Here is a 16,852-nt window from a genome sequence, read left to right as displayed (position 1 = left end):
AGATGCCAGAAAACCAGCATCTGCTTTTTTTAATTACTTAGCGCCCGGCACTTTGCCTTCCACGCCTTTGACGTAGAAGTTAATGCCGCTCAAGAGCTTGTCGTCAGCGACTTCGTCTTTCTTCAACACTTCTTTGCCCGTGTTGTCGACCAAGGGGCCTTTCCAGATGGCGAAGCTGCCGTCTTTCAAACCTGCTTTGACTTCGGCCACTTTGGCTTTGGTGTCGGCGGGCACATCGTCAGCGATGGACACGATGTCGATCGCACCGTCTTTCACGCCAGACCATGTGTGTGCACCGCCGGTCCACTTGCCTTCCAAGGCTGCGCGGGTGGCGTTGATGTAGTAAGGCGTCCAGTTGATGACAGCAGATGCCAAGTGAGCTTTGGGGCCGTAGGCGGTCATGTCTGAGTCCCAACCAAAAGCGCGCTTGCCTTTGTCTTGGGCTGTCTTCAGCACAGCAGGTGAATCGGTGTTTTGGAACAAGATGTCAGCACCGCCATTGATGAGCGATGTGGCGGCTTCGGTTTCTTTCGGTGGGTTGAACCACTCGTTGACCCACACCACTTTGGTTTTGACTTTGGGGTTGCTGGACTGAGCGCCCAAGGTGAAGCTGTTGATGTTGCGGATGACTTCAGGGATTGGGATTGAAGCGACAACGCCCAAGGTGTTGCTCTTGGTCATCTTGCCTGCAATGACGCCAGCCATGTACGCGCCTTCGTAGGTGCGGCTGTCGTAGGTGCGCATGTTGTCGGCTTGTTTGTAGCCGGTGGCATGTTCAAACTTGACGTCTTTGGTGTCGGCGGCCACTTTGAGCATGGGCTCCATGTAACCAAAGGTGGTGCCGAAAATCAGCTTGTTGCCTTGGCCCACCATGTCGCGAATCACGCGTTCAGCATCAGCCGATTCAGGCACGTTTTCAACGAATGAGGTTTGAATTTTGTCGCCGAATTCTTTTTCCAACGCCTTGCGTGCGTTGTCATGGGCGAATGTCCAACCACCGTCGCCCACAGGGCCAACGTAGGCGAATGCAATTTTCAAAGGCTCGGCCTTGGCTGCGGCAGCAGGCGCATCCGCAGGCTTGGCTTCTTCTTTTTTACCGCAACCCACCAACACAGCCGCAGAGACTGCGGTCAAGGCTGCGGCTTGCAACCAACGACGTTTCAACAAATTAGTCATCAAAAACCCTTCTAAAAGAGAACAAAAAAAGCGGGGAAATTATCAACCGGGATAAAACGGTTTACCAATCGAGGCGGGCATGTTTACCCTGAGCCAACGCGGATTTTTAGAAATCAGCGCCAGCACCACGATGGTGGACAGGTAGGGCAGCATGCTCAAAAACTGGCTGGGCACATCCACGCCCGTGGCCTGTAAATGGAACTGCAGCATGGTTACCCCACCGAACAGATATGCACCAAGCAATACGCGTGCCGGGCGCCATGTGGCGAAGGTGGTGAGCGCCAAAGCGATCCAACCCTTGCCCGCGATCATGCCTTCCACCCACAGCGGCGTGTAGATGATGGAGATGTAAGCGCCTGCCAAACCGCACAAGGCACCGCCTACGACCACCGCCAACAAGCGGATGCGGCGCACGGGGTAACCCAACGCATGGGCTGACTCGGGCGACTCGCCCACGGCACGCAACACCAAGCCAGCGCGGGTGCGGTAAAGGAAATAAATCAAACCCAAAGCCAGCGCAATCGCGCCGTACACCAAGGGGTGGTGTTTGAACAAAGCGGAACCAATTAAGGGAATGTCAGCCAAGAGTGGCACTTCAAACTGCACGCGCTCAGGCAGCTTGGCCTGCACAAAGCCCACGCCAACAAAGGCCGAAAAACCGCCGCCAAACAAGCTAAGTGCGAGGCCTGTGGCGTATTGGTTGGTGTTCATCCAAATCACCAACACGCCAAACAATGCAGCCATCAGCGCGCCTGCGCCCATGCCTGCCAAAAAGCCCAGTGTGTCGCTGCCCGTGGTGGCTACGGTGGCAAAGCCGGCGATGGCGGCGCACAGCATCATGCCCTCGGCCCCCAAATTCACAATGCCTGCTTTTTCGTTGATCAAAAGGCCAAGCGAAGCCAGCGCCAAAACAGTGCCTGCGTTCATAGTGGAGGCCCATAACAGTGCGTAAGTCTCCATCACAGTGCCTCCACTTTCGATACCCAACGCACGCGGTATTGCATCAAGGTGTCACATGCCAACAGGGTGAACAACAACAAACCTTGAAACACGCCCGTGAGTGAACGCGGCAACCCTAAGCGCGATTGCGCCAGCTCACCGCCGATATAGAACATGCTCATCAACACTGCCGACAGCACCATGCCCACGGGGTGCAAGCGCCCCACAAAGGCCACGATGATGGCGGCAAAGCCATAGCCCACTGGCACAAACGGCGTGAGCTGACGCAGCGGCCCAGCCACCTCTAAAGCACCCGCCAAACCAGCGGCAGCGCCCGAGGTGAGCAGCGCCAGCCACAAGGCCTTGCGTGACGAGAAGCCCGCATAGCGCGCGGCATCAGGGGCCAATCCGCCCACCTGCTGCGCAAACCCTGCGTGCGTGCGAAACAAAAACACCCACAGAGCCCCCGCCCCTGCCAACGCCAGCAACACACCTATGTTGACGCGTGTGCCGCTGATGAGTTTGGGGATTTGGGTGATGGCATCAAAGGTTTTGGTTTGCGGAAAGTTGTAGCCCAACGGGTCTTTCCACGGGCCGTACACCATGAAGTTGAGTGCCATGATGGCCACGTACACCAGCATCAAGCTGACCAAAATTTCGCTCGCGTGAAAACGGTCCCGCAAGAACGCGGTGATGCCCGCCCACACCATGCCGCCTGCAATACCCGCAAGCAAGATGAGCACCCAAAAGCCTGCGCCCGTGTTGGCATCGGCCATCAGCGCCACGCCAGAGGCAAACACCGCGCCCATCACAAACTGGCCTTCTGCTCCGATGTTCCAAACGTTGGAGCGAAAGCACACGGCCAGCCCCAAGGCAATCAACAACAGCGGCGTGGCTTTGACAATCAACTCAGACAAGGCATACACACTCTTGATGGGTTCCCAAAAGAACACACCCAACCCACGCACGGGGTCTTTGCCGAGCGCAACAAAAAGAATCACACCCAACACCACCGTGATGGCCAGCGCCAGCAAGGGCGAGGCATAACGCCACAGCGTCGAAGGCTGGGCACGCGGCTCAAGACGCAGCATGGTTCACCTCCTTTGTGGACTTGTCCCACAAGCCACTCATCCACGCGCCGATGCGCGACACACTGGCTTCTTCGCGTGTGAGCGCGGGCGACAAGCGGCCTTCGGCCATCACATGCAGGCGGTCTGACAGTTCTAACAATTCGTCTAACTCCTCACTCACCACCAGCACGGCGCAGCCTGCATCGCGCAGGGCCAACAGTGCGGCGCGTATTTGCGCGGCAGCGCCCACGTCCACACCCCATGTGGGCTGCGACACGATGAGCAACTTGGGCGCGGCTTCAATCTCGCGGCCCACCAAAAACTTTTGCAAATTGCCACCCGACAGCGAACGCGCAGCCGCATCGGGCCCGCCCGCTTTCACGTGGTATTTGGCAATGATGTGGGCCGCTTGGGTGTGCAGCGTTTTCAAATTAAGCCAACCCAAAGCACCCACCACACCTTTGGAGGCCACCGCGTCATGGCGAGTCAGCAATAGGTTTTGTGCAAGGCTCAGGCTGGGCACTGCGCCTCGACCCAAACGTTCTTCAGGCACAAAGTGCAGGCCGAGGTCGCGGCGTTGGTCAGGGTTGAGCTGGCCCATGCCTTGGCCGCTGAGTTGAATGCTGTCAGCCGCCGCGCGCATGTCTTCACCCGACAACGCAAACAGCAGCTCGCGTTGGCCGTTGCCCGACACACCGGCAATGCCCACCACTTCGCCGGCACGCACTTGCAGGTTCACACCGTTCAAGTCCACGCCAAACGGGTCGTCGGCTTTTAGCGCCAAATCATGCACGCTCAGCACAGCAGCGCCGGGCTTGTGCTCGCGCACATGCAGCTCGGGGGGCAAGCTGCCAATCATCAGTTGGCTCAGCGAGGCATTGGTTTCTTGGCGCGGGTCGCACACGCCGGTCACGCGGCCTGCACGCATCACGGTGCAAGCGGTACACAGCGCACGAATTTCGTGCAGCTTGTGACTGATGTACAAAATGCTGCGGCCTTCACTGGCGAGTTGACGCAACACCACAAACAGTTTTTCCACCGCTTGCGGGGTCAGCACCGAGGTGGGCTCGTCCAAGATGAGCAGCTGCGGGTTGGTCAGCAAAGCGCGGATGATTTCCACGCGCTGCATCTCGCCCACACCCAGCGTGTGCACGGGTCGGGCGGGGTCAATGTCGAGGCCGTATTGCGCGGCAGTGTCGGTGATGCGCTGCGTCACCTCAGCCAAGCTGAACGATTTGTCCAGGCCCAACCACACGTTCTCGGCCACGCTGAGCGTGTCAAACAAGCTGAAGTGCTGAAACACCATGCTGATGCCCAGTCGCCGTGCTTCTTGCGGGTTGCGAATCTGGGCCAGCTCGCCGTTGAAGCGAATCTCGCCCGCATCGGGCTTGACCGCGCCGTAGATGATTTTCATCAGCGTGGATTTACCCGCGCCGTTCTCGCCCAACACGGCGTGAATTTCACCCGGCTGCACCGTGAGGTGGATGGCATCGTTGGCCACTACCGCGGGGTAGCGCTTGGTGATGTGGGTCAGTTGCAGTCGGGGTTGGGGCATCGCAAAAATTGGGGGTAAGCGAAAAGGGGGCTAGGTTAGCAGCACAAGCTGTACATCTTCTTGCAAGCAACGTGCCTGATAATTTGAAAATGAGCAAAACCATTGTTTACAAGCAGAAGGTCGAGTTTGGCGACTGCGACCCCGCACGCATTGTCTGGTTCCCCAACTACTTTCGTTGGATTGATGCCGCCTCGCGCAACTTCTTTGTGCAATGTGGCGTTCCGCCCTGGCATGAAACCGAAAAGACCTTGGGTGTCTTGGGCACCCCCATCGTGGACACGCATGCGCGCTTCATCAATACGGCCAGTTACGGCGATGTGTTGGACATTCACGTCACCATCACCGAGTGGCGCACCAAGAGCTTTGTGACGCAGTACCAAATTCGTCGCGGGGGCGACCTGATCATGGAATGCGACGAAGTACGTATCTTTGCCGCCCACCGCGCCGCCGTGGGCGATCCGCAGCCAGGCATTCGTGCCGTGCCGATTCCGCCGTCGATTCGCAGCTTGTGCGAATGAAGGTTTAAAGCACCAACATCGCGCGGAAGTCGTTGACATTGGTGTGTGTGGGGCCCGTGACCACCAAGTCACCCACGGCCTCGAAAAAACCGTAGGCATCGTTTCGGTCTAGACAGTCCGCCGCTTTCACACCGTGGGCCTCGGCACGGGACAAGGTATCGGGTGTGACGCGGGCACCTGCGTTGTCCTCGATGCCATCAATGCCATCGGTGTCGGCGGCAATGGCCCACACGCCAGCTTGTGCTTGCAAGGCCACGGCGAGGCCCAAACAAAACTCACCGGCACGGCCGCCTCGACCTTTAGGCGTACCCGCTGTCTGCTTGCGAATGGTCACCGTGGTTTCGCCACCGCTCAAAATGACGCATGGTTTTTGGAAAGGCCCTTTGCCCTGCGCCGCGGCGCGCGCCAAGGCGGCGTGTACTTTGCCGACTTCGCGTGACTCGCCTTCTAGCTCGTCGCTCAGCACGTAAGCATTCAGGCCTGCGGCACGGGCCAACTCGGCGGCAGCGTCTAGCGACTGCTGCGGTGTCGCGATCAAATGCACGGGCTGCTTGGCCCATTCAGCGCTGGGTTTGGGTGTTTCTAGTGCGCCCACGTTCAGCGCGGCTTCAATGGCGGCAGGCACTTCGATCTTGTAGCGTTTCAAAATGGCCAGAGCATCTGCACAGGTGGTGACGTCGGGCACCGTGGGGCCGCTGGCAATGACAGAGGGGTCGTCACCCGGCACATCGCTGATGGTGAGCGTGACCACTTGGGCCGGCGCGCAAGCGGCGGCCAAGCGACCGCCTTTGATACGCGAGAGGTGTTTGCGCACGCAATTCATCTCGCCAATGCCAGCGCCACTGTTGAGCAAATCGCGGTTGATGCGCTGCTTGTCTTCCAGCGTCAAGCCATCAGCGGGCAGCGTCAGCAAGGCCGAGCCACCGCCAGAAATCAAGAACAACACCAAGTCGTCAGCGGTCAGCCCTTGGGTGAGTTGCAAGATGCGCTCGGCAGCGGCCAAGCCTGCCGCATCGGGCACGGGGTGCGACGCCTCGACCACCTCAATACGCTCAGGCAAACCCGCAGGACGCGGTGGCGTGTGGTGGTAGCGCGTGACCACCAAGCCCGACAACGGCTTGTCAGCAGGCCACAGCGCTTCAACCGCTTGCGCCATCGCACCACCGGCTTTGCCAGCGCCCAGCACCACGGTGCGGCCCTTGGGGGACTTGGGCAAATAAGCCGCGGTGTTGTGCAGTGGCAAAGCTCGCTTGACGGCGGCTTGGTAGAGCATGGCTAAAAATGCGTCGGGATGGATGGACGGGCTAGGAATAGGTGGGCTTGCTTCTTGCATCCCCAAATTGTGCCGTGCCTGATGCGGCCTAGCCCCTGTGGAAACCACTTGGGTGACACAAGTAAGCCATACAACAAAGGTTAAAGTTTGACCATGACCACCCTGCTCATCCACCGCGCACGTTGCATCGCCACGCAAGACGATGCCAACACCGAACTCAACGACGCCTCGCTGCTGCTGCGGGATGGCCGTATTGAACGCATCATTCCTGCTGGCGAAAACACAGACGCCGAAATGAGCGAACTGCTGAAGCAAGTCGACGAAGTGATTGACGCCCGCCGCCATGTGGTGGTGCCCGGCCTCATCAACACGCACCACCACATGGTGCAAAGTCTCACGCGTGCCGTGCCGCAAGTGCAAAACGCCGAGCTGTTCAGCTGGCTCAAAGGGCTGTACCCCATTTGGGCGGGGCTCACACCCGAGATGGTGCTGGTGTCTAACCAAGTGGCGATGGCCGAGCTGCTGCTGAGCGGCTGCACCACCAGCAGCGACCACCTGTACATCTACCCCAACGGCGTGCGACTGGACGACAGCATTGAAGCCGCGCACACCATTGGCATGCGCTTTACGGCCACACGCGGCAGCATGAGCGTGGGCGAAAGCCAAGGCGGCCTGCCGCCCGACCGCGTGGTGGAAAAAGAAGCCTTCATCCTCAAAGAAACTCAACGCCTGATTGAGACGTACCACGACGCCAGCTTTGGCGCTATGACGCACGTGGCCGTGGCTCCTTGCTCGCCCTTTAGCGTGAGCCAAGACTTGATGCGCGAATCCGCCAAACTGGCCCGCGCACACAAGGTGCGCCTGCACACGCACTTGGCCGAGAACGACCATGACATCGCGTATACCAAAGAAAAATTCAACTGCACGCCTGCGCAATACGCCGAAGACCTCGGCTGGGTGGGCCACGACGTGTGGCACGCCCACTGCGTGAAGCTGGACGACGAAGGCACGTATTTGTTTGCACGCACGCGCACAGGCATTGCCCACTGCCCGTGCAGCAACATGCGCTTGGCCAGCGGCATCTTGCCCCTGCGCAAAATGCTAGATGCCGGTGTGCCCATTGGTTTGGGCGTAGATGGGAGCGCCAGCAATGATGGTTCGCATCTGCTGAACGAAGCCCGCCAAGCCATGCTGTTGGCACGCGTGGGCCGAGCACTAGACGACCCGCGCGTCGAAGACGGGCATACCGTATTCGGCTGTGACCGCGGCCCATCTGAGATGACACCCCGCGACGCCCTGCGCCTAGCCACACGTGGCGGCGCAGAAGTGCTGGGCCGTGCGCACGAGCTGGGACAAATCAAAGAGGGCTATTGCGCCGACATCGCCATGTTCCGCACCGACACACTCAGCATGGCCGGTGGCGCAGTGCACGACCCCGTGGGCGCGCTGCTGCTGTGCGCCAGCGACAACGCCGACTACACCATCGTGAATGGCCGCGTGGTGGTGCGCAAGGGTGAAATTGCCACGGTGGATATGGGGCCGTTGATTGAGAGGCATAACCAACTGGCTTTGCAGTTGACGTTGGGGGCAAAGTGATTCAACACATGAACACACACCGTCACGTTTCAGTGTGTTCAGCGAGGTACATCTATCGGGTTGTCGACCATCGATCGCCACCGAACAGCAAGCCCCAACAAGGCAATCAAAGAATAGATGGCCCCGGCATAGAAGGTTGTTTCGGCGCCGTATTGGTCCCACAACCACCCCGCAAAGCCACTTGCCACCAGCATGGCAATGCCGCTGATGAGATTAAACACACCATACGCCGTACCTCGAAGGTCGGCGGGTGAGTTATCAGCAACCATCGTCGCTAAGAGTCCCTGGGTCATGCCCATGTGAACACCCCACAAGCTGACGCCAATGAGGACCGTCCACCAGTGATGTCCACTGGCCAACACGACATCTGCCGCAATCAGAACGATCAACCCCAACGCCAGTAATTTGGTGTGACTCATGCGATCTGAAAGCCATCCAAACGGGTAGGCTGACCCCGCGTAAACAAGATTCATGGCCACCATCACCAGTGGAACAAACGCTGCGGCCACACCGGATTGCTGAGCGCGAAGCACCAAAAACGCTTCGCTAAACCGAGCCAATGTGAACAATCCACCAATCGCAACCACCCACCAATACGATGCGCCAAGGCGACGTAAGTTGTCGCGTTGAATGGGGTTTGTTCGCTTGTGATGCATATGCCGTTCCGGCTCTTGAACGCCAAACAGCAACAAGAGCACCGCCATTACCCCGGGAATCACAGCGAACCAAAAAACGGCACGGTAGTCGTTAGCCCAAAGCAGCATCAAGCCCACAGCCAGCAATGGTCCGACAAAAGCACCCACGGTGTCGAGCGATTGACGCAGACCAAAAGCGGCACCGCGCATGTCTGGTGCTGCAATATCCGCCACCAGAGCGTCGCGCGGTGCACCGCGAATACCTTTGCCCACACGGTCCATCAATCTTGCAGCGATGACAAGACCGGTGCCTGAGGCAATCGCAAATAACGGTTTGGTCAAAGCACCCAATGCATAGCCGAGGAGCGCCAAGCCCTTGCGTCTGCCCAAATAATCACTCAAGGCACCTGAGAACACCTTGACGATCAAAGCAGTAGCCTCCGCCAATCCTTCGATGATGCCGACGGTAAAAACGCTCATCCCAAGCACGCCAACAAGAAACATGGGCAACAAGCTATGAATCATCTCCGAAGAGATGTCCATGAGCATGCTGACAAATCCCAGTACCCAAATACCTGGTGGAATTTTTTTGACAGATTCAGACATCGGTAAATTTTCTGCGTCGATTGGCTCTCAATTGTGACGTGAACCTCGTTAGCGCGCGGCTTGTGGATGGGCAAATTGAGATGTTCCAGACACAAATGGTGGACGCGATTGTTAGTTTGATGGCAACACCCGTGATCTTGGCAGAGACGTTGGGTTGAACTGTTTTAACTTAATGTCATAGCTTGTGTTGTCTACACTGTGGTCATGATTCAAGGCCTCGTTCAACTCTTCATCTTTCAAGCGCTCGGCGAGCTGGTGTCTAAGTTCGCCCTACCCTTCATCCCTGGCCCTGTGTTGGGCTTGGTGTTGTTGCTGGCGTATCTCAGCGTGCGCGGTCACGTGCCTGCGGCGATTGATTTGGTGGGCGGCAGCGTTCTGCAGCACTTGGGGTTGTTGTTCATCCCCGCGTCGGTGGGCGTGGTGCTTTACTTGCCCGTGTTGCAGGCCAACGCATGGGCCATCAGCGCGGCGCTGGTGGTGAGCGTGGTGGCCACGGTGGCGGTGACGGCGGGTTTACTCAAGGTGTTGGCCAAGAAGGAGCCGACGCATGAGTAATGAATTTCAAACGCACCTGCCGCCGATTTCTGAAATTTGGGTGTATCTCTCGGGCAGCCCGCTGCTGGCTTTGGTGCTGACGCTGAGCGCGTATTTGCTGGGCCTCACGCTGTACGAGCGCAGCCAGCGCAACCCGCTGGCCAACCCTGTGTTGATTGCGGTGGTGGTGGTCACGTTCAGCATCAGCGTGCTCGACATGCCGTATGCCAAATATTTCGAGGGCGCGCAGTTTGTGCACTTCTTGCTGGGCACGGCCACTGTGTCGCTGGCCATTCCGATCTACAAAGGTTTTGCGTCGCTCAAGGGCCGCATGGGCGTGTTGCTGCTGTCGCTGGTGGCGGGCGGCGTCACCTCGGTGTTCACCGCGGTGGGCATGGCGCGTTGGTTGGGTGTGGACGAATCGTTGGTGCGCGGCTTGGTGGCCAAGTCGGTCACCGCGCCCATTGCGATGGGTATTGCCGAACGCGTGCAAGCCTCGCCCACCTTGACCGCCATCTTTGCGGTGAGCACCGGTATCTTGGGCGCCGTGCTGGGCCGCTACGTGTTGGATGCCTTGCGCGCGACCGCATGGTGGCAACGCGGTTTTGCCTTAGGCGTAGCGGCACACGGCATAGGCACCTCACGCGCTTTCAGCGTACACCCCGAAGCAGGCGCCTACGCCAGCCTGGGTATGGGCTTGCACGGCATTGTGGGTGCGGTGGTGATTCCGCAAGCGGTGGCTTGGTGGTTTTAACGCTTACTTGACCAGCGCGACAGACTTCACCTGCGCCCACGCAGGCATGCCCACCTGCAAGCCCAGCTCATACACCCCACGCGCCGTGACGCGCGCCAGCAGCACGGTGTCGCCACAACGCAAACGCAGCAGCACTTGTGACGGATGTGCCTCCGGCGTGATGGCGTCCACCACGCAGGGCACGTGGTTTTGAATGCTGGTGTGAGTGGCCTCATGCAAAGTCACGCTCACGTCGCGGGCCAGCACGCGCAGGCGCACGGTTTGGCCAACCACTAACCCACTGTCGCGCACCCACAGCGCACCACCGGCAAAGCCCACTTGGGCCAAGTGCCATTGGCTGTCGATGTTCAACACGATGCCGGTCAGCAACGCGCCTGCATCTTCGCCCACCACCACGGGCAGTTCGGCTTGGGTCAGCACTTCGGCCACAGGGCCGTTGGCTTGCACACGACCTGCGTTCATCACCAGCAGTGTGTCGGCCAAGCGGGCTACTTCGTCCACAGCGTGGGTGACGTAGAGCATGGGAATGTTGAGGTCGTCTCGCAGCTTTTCTAACCACGGCAGCACCTCTTGTCGGCGCGCGTGGTCGAGCGCGGCCAAAGGTTCGTCGAGCAACAGCAAGCGCGGCTGCGTGACCAAGGCGCGGGCAATGGCCACGCGTTGGCGCTCGCCGCCCGACAGCTCGTGGCTGCGGCGTTTGAGCAAGTGGCCGATGCCCAACAGCTCAATGGTTTGTTGCACCACGGCTTGGCTCATCGCGTTGCGGCTCTGCTTTTCAGCACGTTGGTGGCCATAGGCCAAGTTGCCTGCCACATCCAAATGGTCAAACAACGACGCCTCTTGAAACACATAACCCAAGGCACGTTGGTGCGTGGGCAGGCGCACATGGTTTGCATCGTCTTGCCACACCTCGTGGCCCAGTTGCACCACGCCACGCGCCGAGGGCTCTAGCCCAGCGACGCAACGCAGCAAGGTGGTTTTGCCACAGCCCGAGGGACCATAAATGACGGTGATGCCATGCGCGGGCAACAGCACATCGACCGACACATCAAAGTCGGCACGCGCGAGGTCTAGCTGCAAGTGGATGTTCATGCGCTCGCCTTTGGATGTCGCGTGGCATGACGATGAGGTCGACGGTTGAACCACGACAGACCCAACAACACCACAAACGAAAAGACCAACATCACACCGGCCAAGCCATGCGCTTGGCTGTATTCCATCGCTTCAACATGACCGTAGATTTGGGTGGACACCACACGCGTTTTGTCGGGGATGTTGCCGCCAATCATCAGCACCACACCAAACTCGCCCACCGTGTGCGCAAAGCTCAGCATGGCGGCCATCACAAAGCCGGGCTTGGCCAAAGGCACGGCCACGGTGAAGAAAGCATCCCACTTGCTGGCTCGCAAGGTGGCGGCCACTTCCATCGGGCGCGGACCCATCGCTTCAAACGCGTTGACCAGTGGCTGCACAGCGAACGGCAGCGAATACACGACCGAGCCCAACACCAAGCCCCAAAAGCTAAACGCCAATGTGCCCCAGCCCGCCCATTGCGTGAACTGGCCAATCGGGCCGTTGGGCCCAAGCGCCACCAACAAATAAAACCCCAGCACCGTGGGCGGCAACACCAAGGGCAGTGCGACGAGCGAGGCTACAGGCGCGCGCCAAGCCGAGTGCGTGTGCGCCAGCCACCACGCCACCGGCGTGGCCAGCAACAGCAGCAGCACGGTGGTGACGCTGGCGAGTTGCAGCGTCAACGCAATGGCTTGGAAATCTTCGGCGCTTAAATTCATGCCCACACTTTACAGGGCGTAGCCGTAGCGGGTGATGATGGCTTTGGCGGTGTCGCCTTTCAGGTATTTCAACAGCGCGTGTGCGGCAGCATTGTCTTTGCCTGCATTGAGCAGCACAGCATCTTGCTTGAGTGGTGTGTGCATGCTTTGCGGCACGACCCACGCGGAGCCTTGGGTGATGCGACCATCAACTGAAATTTGCGACAAGGCGACAAACCCGAGTTGTGCGTTTTCGGTGCTGACGAACTGGTAGGTCTGGCCAATGCTTTCACCTTGCACCAACTTCGGAATCACGTGGGTTTGCACACCCATTTTGTGGATGACCTCCATCGCCGCTGCGCCGTAGGGGGCGAGCTTGGGGTCGGCCATGGCAATCTTGTGTATGCCGAGTTTTTCAAAGCTGTGGCTGCGCAGCACCTCGGCCTTCTCGTCCACCAAATGGGGCTGCTTGCTCCACAACGCCAAGCGGCCCGTGGCGTAGGTGAAGCGTGTGCCAGCAACGGCAAAGCCTTCTTTTTCTAAACGTACAGGGGTTTCGTCATCAGCCGCTAACAGCACCGCAAACGGCGCAGCATTTTTGATTTGGGCGTAGAACTTGCCGGTGGCACCAAATGCCAATTGGGCTTTGTGCCCCGTGTCTTGCTCAAACGCTTTGGCGATTTTCTGCATGGGGGCGGTGAAGTTGGCGGCGACCGCCACCGTCACTTCACCGGCTTGAGCCGCAACACAAAAAAGAGTGCTGGCGAAAGCCAGCATCAAACGAAATTTCATAGGCGCTGATTATCTCAGCGCAGCTCCAGCCTCGTACCAACGCTTGATCACAGCCCGCTCGTCTTCCGTGATGCCCGTGGCGTTGTTCATCGGCATTTGCTTGGTCACCACCGCTTGTTGGTAAATGCCCAAGGCATGCTGTTTGACGCCCTCGGGCGTGTCAAAGCGCACATTCTTCATTTGCACTTGTTCACCGTGGCACATGTAGCAACGCTGCGCAAACACTTGGCTCACTTCGGCGTAGGTCACTGGGGCTGTATTCACAGCGGCGGTAGCAGAGGTCGAAGGCGCAGGACGCATCCACACAATCACGCTGAGCAAAATCACCACGCCCGCAATCGCGAACGGCAGCGGGTTCTTGGCGCGGCCCAAGTGGTAGCCGTGGCGTTGCACAAAGAACTGACGAATCAACGCCCCCGACAACATCATCATCACCAAGATGACCCAGTTGTTTTCGTAGGTGTAGAGGAAGCTGTAGTGGTTGCTCAGCATCGCAAAGATAACGGGCAACGTGAAGTAAGTGTTGTGCACGCTGCGCTGTTTGCCGCGCTTGCCGTGCGTGGCCAGCTCTTTGGGGTCCATCGCCACGCCCGAAGTCATGGCGGCCACCACCTTACGTTGGCCGGGGATGATCCAGAAGAACACATTGGCGCTCATGGATGTGGCGATCATCGCGCCCACCAACAAAAAGGCAGCGCGGCCCGCGAACAACTGGCACGACAGCCAAGCTGCGAATGCGACCACCACAATCATGGTGAGGGCCACAATGCGTTCGCCGTTTTCACGGAAGCCAAACACGCGGCATACCGCGTCGTAAATGAACCAAAACGCAACCAAGAAACTCAGTGCCGCCGTGATGGCTGCCGCAGGCGACCAGTCCATCAACGACTTGTCAATCAAGAACGTGCCCGCGTTCCACAGATACAGCACGGTGAACAAGCCAAAGCCTGTGAGCCACGTGGAATAGCTTTCCCAGTAAAACCAATGCAACTTGGTGTGGATCTTCTTAGGCGCCACCATGTACTTTTGCGGGTTGTAAAAACCGCCGCCGTGCACCGCCCACATGGCACCGTCCACGCCTTTTTCCAGCAGGTCGGGTGAGTTGGGTTTGATGAGGTTGTTGTCTAAGAAGACAAAGTAAAACGATGAGCCAATCCATGCAATGGCGGTGATGACGTGCACCCAACGCAACAGCAAGTTGGCCCAGTCTAAGAAATATGCATCCATGTCGAGACCTCAGTCTTTTGAGTCAAAGTTGCCATTCACCACTGCGGGCGCTGTGAATGACACGAGGGTCGCGAACAAGGGCTGATGACCGCCCTGCTCCGCTGCGACAGGTGATGCAAAGTGTATACAAAATTTGTCGCCAAACAAAGCTGAATGTTTCGGGGCAAACCCTAGCGGCATTTATGGCATGGCCCCTGCCACCACACCGGCCACCATGTCTGCGGTGATGGCCGACAAAGTCCAGCCTAAGTGGCCGTGGCCTGTGTTGTAAAACACATTGGGCGCGACACCCTTGCCCACGCGCGGCATCATGTTGGGCATCATGGGGCGCAAGCCCGCCCAAGGCACAACCGAGCGGGTGTTGATGTTGGGGAAACATTCCTCGACCCAGCGGATAAGCGGCTGAATGCGGTCATCACGAATGTCGCGATCTATGCCGTTGAACTCGGCCGTGCCCGCCACACGGAAACGGTCCACGCCTAAACGGCTGGTGACGAGCTTGGTTTCGTCATCGAGCAAGCTCACATTGGGTGCGCCCGCCTGGCTGGCTTCATCGCGCAAGTTCACGGTGATGGAATAGCCCTTGACGGGGTAAATGTTCACACGGTCACCCAACTGCGCCGCAAAATGGCGGCTGGCCACACCGGCACACACCACCACGCCATCAAAGGTGTGCACGGTTTGGGCTGCACCCTCGCCCACCATGACCACGGCTTGCTGGCCGTTGGTGCTGATATGCGTCACGTCTTGCTCGTACAGCGTGTGCACGCCCAAGCGTGCGGCAGCCAACGACAGACCATGGGTGAACTTGTGAATGTCGCCCGTTGAATCGCTCTCGGTGAAGTAGCCGCCGTAATACGTGCCTGCCAACGTGGGTTCAATCGCTGTCATCTCGGCAGGCGTCACCGCGCGGCGTGGCAAGCCACCTTTGGCCAACATGACCGACACCTTGCCTGCGTGGTCAAAGCCTTTTTTGTCGCGGTAAATATGCAAGATGCCTTCGCGCTTGTGGTCAAAGTCGATGCCCTCAGCTGCGGCCCATTCAAACAAGTGTTCACGCGCGGCCACGGCCAAGCGCGCGGTTTCGATGGTGTTGCGTTCGTAATGGGGCATGGCGGCGATGAACTCGGCAAACCAAGACAATTTGTGCCAAGTCGGTGCGGGGTTGACCAGGAGTGGTGCATCGTTTTTAAGCATCCACTTGAGGCCTTTGAGGATGGTGGCGCTGTTGTTCCACACCTCGGCGTTCGAGGCCGAGAGCTGACCGCCGTTGGCAAACGAGGTTTCCATCGCGGCGTAGCGGTGACGTTCAAACAAAGTCACGGCAAAGCCGCGCTTGGCCAAGGCATACGCAGTGGTGATACCCGTGATGCCGCCGCCGACAATGGCGATTGTTTTCATGTGCAGGCCTTTTCTAGAACGTGAGCAACTGAAATGAGCCATGCAATACGCATGCCTTGTTCAATTCATTCTAAAAATGGGGCTGGGCCCCTTGCATACAAACTTCAGCGTTGCTGTAGCAACTGTGCCGCCACCGACACCGCAATGACTTCGGGCTCTTTGCCCTTGATGCCGCTCACACCAATCGGGCATGTGATGAAAGCCAACTCGTCGGCAGTAAAGCCTTTGGCTTCGAGGCGGTGTTGAAACGTGGCCCACTTGGTTTTGCTGCCGATGAGGCCTACAAACTTCAAATCGCCGTGCAGGCGTTGGCGCTTGAGGCAAGCAGCCACCACGTCTAAATCTTCGGCGTGGCTGAAGCTCATGATCAGCACGCTCGCACCGCTGGGCAGGTCGGCGACGGCCGCATGCACAGGGTCGGAGTGCTCGCACACCACATTGGGCGGCAACTGCGCAGGGAAAATTTCGTCGCGGCTGTCGACCCACTGCACGTTGTAGGGCAAGGTGCTGAGCACGTTCACCAAGGCACGGCCCACATGGCCACCGCCAAAGAGTGCGAGCGGTTGGCCATTGGCCAACAAGCGTTGTTTGAGTGCCGGTGCGTCTGCAGCGCTGATGCGCTCAAACTTCAAATGCACCACGCCGCCACAGCATTGGCCCAAGGCGGGGCCTAGGGCGTAGCGCGTGGTGAGGGCATTGTCTTCGTGGGTGAGGGGTGCTGCGACATTGCCGTTGACAGACGGCGCAGCATTATCAGAGGAATTGATATGCGCAGGCCTAGACAACAAAGCACGTGCCTCCGTGATCGCCTGAAACTCCAAATGCCCGCCGCCAATGGTGTTCACCAAAGTCTGCGGGAACACCGCCATCCAAGCACCCACCTCGCGCGGGCCTGAGCCCTGCACGCTGTCAACCGACACCAACACGCCATCGGCATGTTGGAGTTGGTTCAATAGCTCAGCGGTGTGGCGTGGCACAAAGGGTTTAGCGATGCAGGCAATGAC

16 protein-coding genes are annotated in these 16,852 nt (G+C 58.7%); 4 read left to right on the top strand and 12 right to left on the bottom strand.

Going from position 1 to position 16,852, the window contains the following annotated elements; genetic code table 11:
• Positions 1-33 precede the first annotated feature (33 nt).
• From B9Z44_RS10610 to B9Z44_RS10595, 4 genes are read right to left on the bottom strand one after another with little or no spacing between them, the layout of a single operon-like run.
• Positions 34-1,176, bottom strand: a complete 1,143-nt coding sequence (locus B9Z44_RS10610) for a BMP family ABC transporter substrate-binding protein (protein ID WP_108402423.1) — start codon at positions 1,174-1,176, stop codon at positions 34-36.
• 42 nt (positions 1,177-1,218) lie between these two features.
• The gene (locus B9Z44_RS10605; RefSeq protein WP_108402422.1) at positions 1,219-2,136 is read right to left on the bottom strand and encodes an ABC transporter permease; all 918 of its coding nucleotides are present in this window, start codon (positions 2,134-2,136) and stop codon (positions 1,219-1,221) included.
• Positions 2,136-3,206, bottom strand: coding sequence for an ABC transporter permease (locus B9Z44_RS10600; protein ID WP_108402421.1), 1,071 nt, complete (start codon positions 3,204-3,206; stop codon positions 2,136-2,138). The genes B9Z44_RS10605 and B9Z44_RS10600 overlap by 1 nt, the downstream gene beginning before the upstream one ends.
• Positions 3,193-4,740 carry an ABC transporter ATP-binding protein gene (locus B9Z44_RS10595; protein ID WP_108402420.1) on the bottom strand — a complete coding sequence of 516 codons (1,548 nt, stop codon included), beginning with the start codon at positions 4,738-4,740 and terminating at the stop codon, positions 3,193-3,195. The genes B9Z44_RS10600 and B9Z44_RS10595 overlap by 14 nt, the downstream gene beginning before the upstream one ends.
• Positions 4,741-4,829: 89 nt before the next feature.
• On the opposite strand from B9Z44_RS10595, the gene B9Z44_RS10590 reads away from it, so the two are divergent.
• Positions 4,830-5,258: an acyl-CoA thioesterase gene (locus B9Z44_RS10590; RefSeq protein ID WP_108402419.1), complete on the top strand. Its 429-nt coding sequence runs from the start codon at positions 4,830-4,832 to the stop codon at positions 5,256-5,258.
• Positions 5,259-5,262: 4 nt separating this feature from the next.
• Here the strand turns inward: B9Z44_RS10590 and B9Z44_RS10585 are convergent, their stop codons facing one another.
• On the bottom strand, positions 5,263-6,591 hold the full coding sequence (locus B9Z44_RS10585; RefSeq protein ID WP_108402418.1) for a glycerate kinase type-2 family protein: 1,329 nt from the start codon (positions 6,589-6,591) through the stop codon (positions 5,263-5,265).
• Positions 6,592-6,684: 93 nt separating this feature from the next.
• On the opposite strand from B9Z44_RS10585, the gene B9Z44_RS10580 reads away from it, so the two are divergent.
• Positions 6,685-8,127 (top strand): 8-oxoguanine deaminase, encoded by a 1,443-nt coding sequence (locus B9Z44_RS10580; protein WP_108402417.1) that lies wholly within the window; start codon positions 6,685-6,687, stop codon positions 8,125-8,127.
• A 38-nt stretch (positions 8,128-8,165) separates the two neighbouring features.
• Here the strand turns inward: B9Z44_RS10580 and B9Z44_RS10575 are convergent, their stop codons facing one another.
• Positions 8,166-9,368, bottom strand: a complete 1,203-nt coding sequence (locus B9Z44_RS10575) for an MFS transporter (protein WP_108402416.1) — start codon at positions 9,366-9,368, stop codon at positions 8,166-8,168.
• A 204-nt stretch (positions 9,369-9,572) separates the two neighbouring features.
• Between B9Z44_RS10575 and B9Z44_RS10570 the strand changes: the two genes are divergently transcribed.
• Entirely contained in the window at positions 9,573-9,923 is a 351-nt protein-coding gene (locus tag B9Z44_RS10570) for a CidA/LrgA family protein (protein ID WP_108402415.1), read from the top strand.
• On the top strand, positions 9,916-10,656 hold the full coding sequence (locus B9Z44_RS10565; RefSeq protein WP_108402414.1) for an LrgB family protein: 741 nt from the start codon (positions 9,916-9,918) through the stop codon (positions 10,654-10,656). The genes B9Z44_RS10570 and B9Z44_RS10565 overlap by 8 nt, the downstream gene beginning before the upstream one ends.
• Positions 10,657-10,659: 3 nt before the next feature.
• Here B9Z44_RS10565 and modC read toward each other — a convergent pair whose 3' ends face one another.
• The 6 genes from modC to xdhC form a co-directional block, all read right to left on the bottom strand.
• Positions 10,660-11,748 carry a molybdenum ABC transporter ATP-binding protein gene (gene modC / locus B9Z44_RS10560; protein ID WP_108402413.1) on the bottom strand — a complete coding sequence of 363 codons (1,089 nt, stop codon included), beginning with the start codon at positions 11,746-11,748 and terminating at the stop codon, positions 10,660-10,662.
• Positions 11,745-12,449, bottom strand: a complete 705-nt coding sequence (gene modB / locus B9Z44_RS10555; RefSeq protein ID WP_108402412.1) for a molybdate ABC transporter permease subunit — start codon at positions 12,447-12,449, stop codon at positions 11,745-11,747. The genes modC and modB overlap by 4 nt, the downstream gene beginning before the upstream one ends.
• A 9-nt stretch (positions 12,450-12,458) precedes the next feature.
• Positions 12,459-13,220, bottom strand: a complete 762-nt coding sequence (modA, locus tag B9Z44_RS10550) for a molybdate ABC transporter substrate-binding protein (RefSeq protein ID WP_108402411.1) — start codon at positions 13,218-13,220, stop codon at positions 12,459-12,461.
• A 9-nt stretch (positions 13,221-13,229) separates the two neighbouring features.
• The gene (locus B9Z44_RS10545; protein WP_108402410.1) at positions 13,230-14,447 is read right to left on the bottom strand and encodes a urate hydroxylase PuuD; all 1,218 of its coding nucleotides are present in this window, start codon (positions 14,445-14,447) and stop codon (positions 13,230-13,232) included.
• Between the two features lie 180 nt (positions 14,448-14,627).
• Complete coding sequence (locus B9Z44_RS10540; protein WP_108402409.1) at positions 14,628-15,848, bottom strand: D-amino acid dehydrogenase; 1,221 nt, start codon at positions 15,846-15,848, stop codon at positions 14,628-14,630.
• A 104-nt stretch (positions 15,849-15,952) separates the two neighbouring features.
• Complete coding sequence (xdhC, locus tag B9Z44_RS10535) at positions 15,953-16,825, bottom strand: xanthine dehydrogenase accessory protein XdhC (protein ID WP_108402408.1); 873 nt, start codon at positions 16,823-16,825, stop codon at positions 15,953-15,955.
• Between the last annotated feature and the right edge of the window lie 27 nt (positions 16,826-16,852).

The organism is Limnohabitans curvus (genome assembly GCF_003063475.1).
In the GTDB taxonomy this organism is placed as follows: Bacteria; Pseudomonadota; Gammaproteobacteria; order Burkholderiales; family Burkholderiaceae_C; genus Limnohabitans; species Limnohabitans curvus.
The sequence above is the reverse complement of the archived record's forward strand: the minus strand, read 5'-3'. Positions and strand labels throughout refer to the sequence as shown.

Coding starts and splice junctions, on each gene's coding strand:
- B9Z44_RS10610 (WP_108402423.1), bottom strand. CDS start 1,176: ATGACTAATTTGTTGAAACGTCGTTGGTTGCAAGCCGCAGCCTTGACC.
- B9Z44_RS10605 (WP_108402422.1), bottom strand. CDS start 2,136: ATGGAGACTTACGCACTGTTATGGGCCTCCACTATGAACGCAGGCACT.
- B9Z44_RS10600 (WP_108402421.1), bottom strand. CDS start 3,206: ATGCTGCGTCTTGAGCCGCGTGCCCAGCCTTCGACGCTGTGGCGTTAT.
- B9Z44_RS10595 (WP_108402420.1), bottom strand. CDS start 4,740: ATGCCCCAACCCCGACTGCAACTGACCCACATCACCAAGCGCTACCCC.
- B9Z44_RS10590 (WP_108402419.1), top strand. CDS start 4,830: ATGAGCAAAACCATTGTTTACAAGCAGAAGGTCGAGTTTGGCGACTGC.
- B9Z44_RS10585 (WP_108402418.1), bottom strand. CDS start 6,591: ATGCAAGAAGCAAGCCCACCTATTCCTAGCCCGTCCATCCATCCCGAC.
- B9Z44_RS10580 (WP_108402417.1), top strand. CDS start 6,685: ATGACCACCCTGCTCATCCACCGCGCACGTTGCATCGCCACGCAAGAC.
- B9Z44_RS10575 (WP_108402416.1), bottom strand. CDS start 9,368: ATGTCTGAATCTGTCAAAAAAATTCCACCAGGTATTTGGGTACTGGGA.
- B9Z44_RS10570 (WP_108402415.1), top strand. CDS start 9,573: ATGATTCAAGGCCTCGTTCAACTCTTCATCTTTCAAGCGCTCGGCGAG.
- B9Z44_RS10565 (WP_108402414.1), top strand. CDS start 9,916: ATGAGTAATGAATTTCAAACGCACCTGCCGCCGATTTCTGAAATTTGG.
- modC (WP_108402413.1), bottom strand. CDS start 11,748: ATGAACATCCACTTGCAGCTAGACCTCGCGCGTGCCGACTTTGATGTG.
- modB (WP_108402412.1), bottom strand. CDS start 12,449: ATGAATTTAAGCGCCGAAGATTTCCAAGCCATTGCGTTGACGCTGCAA.
- modA (WP_108402411.1), bottom strand. CDS start 13,220: ATGAAATTTCGTTTGATGCTGGCTTTCGCCAGCACTCTTTTTTGTGTT.
- B9Z44_RS10545 (WP_108402410.1), bottom strand. CDS start 14,447: ATGGATGCATATTTCTTAGACTGGGCCAACTTGCTGTTGCGTTGGGTG.
- B9Z44_RS10540 (WP_108402409.1), bottom strand. CDS start 15,848: ATGAAAACAATCGCCATTGTCGGCGGCGGCATCACGGGTATCACCACT.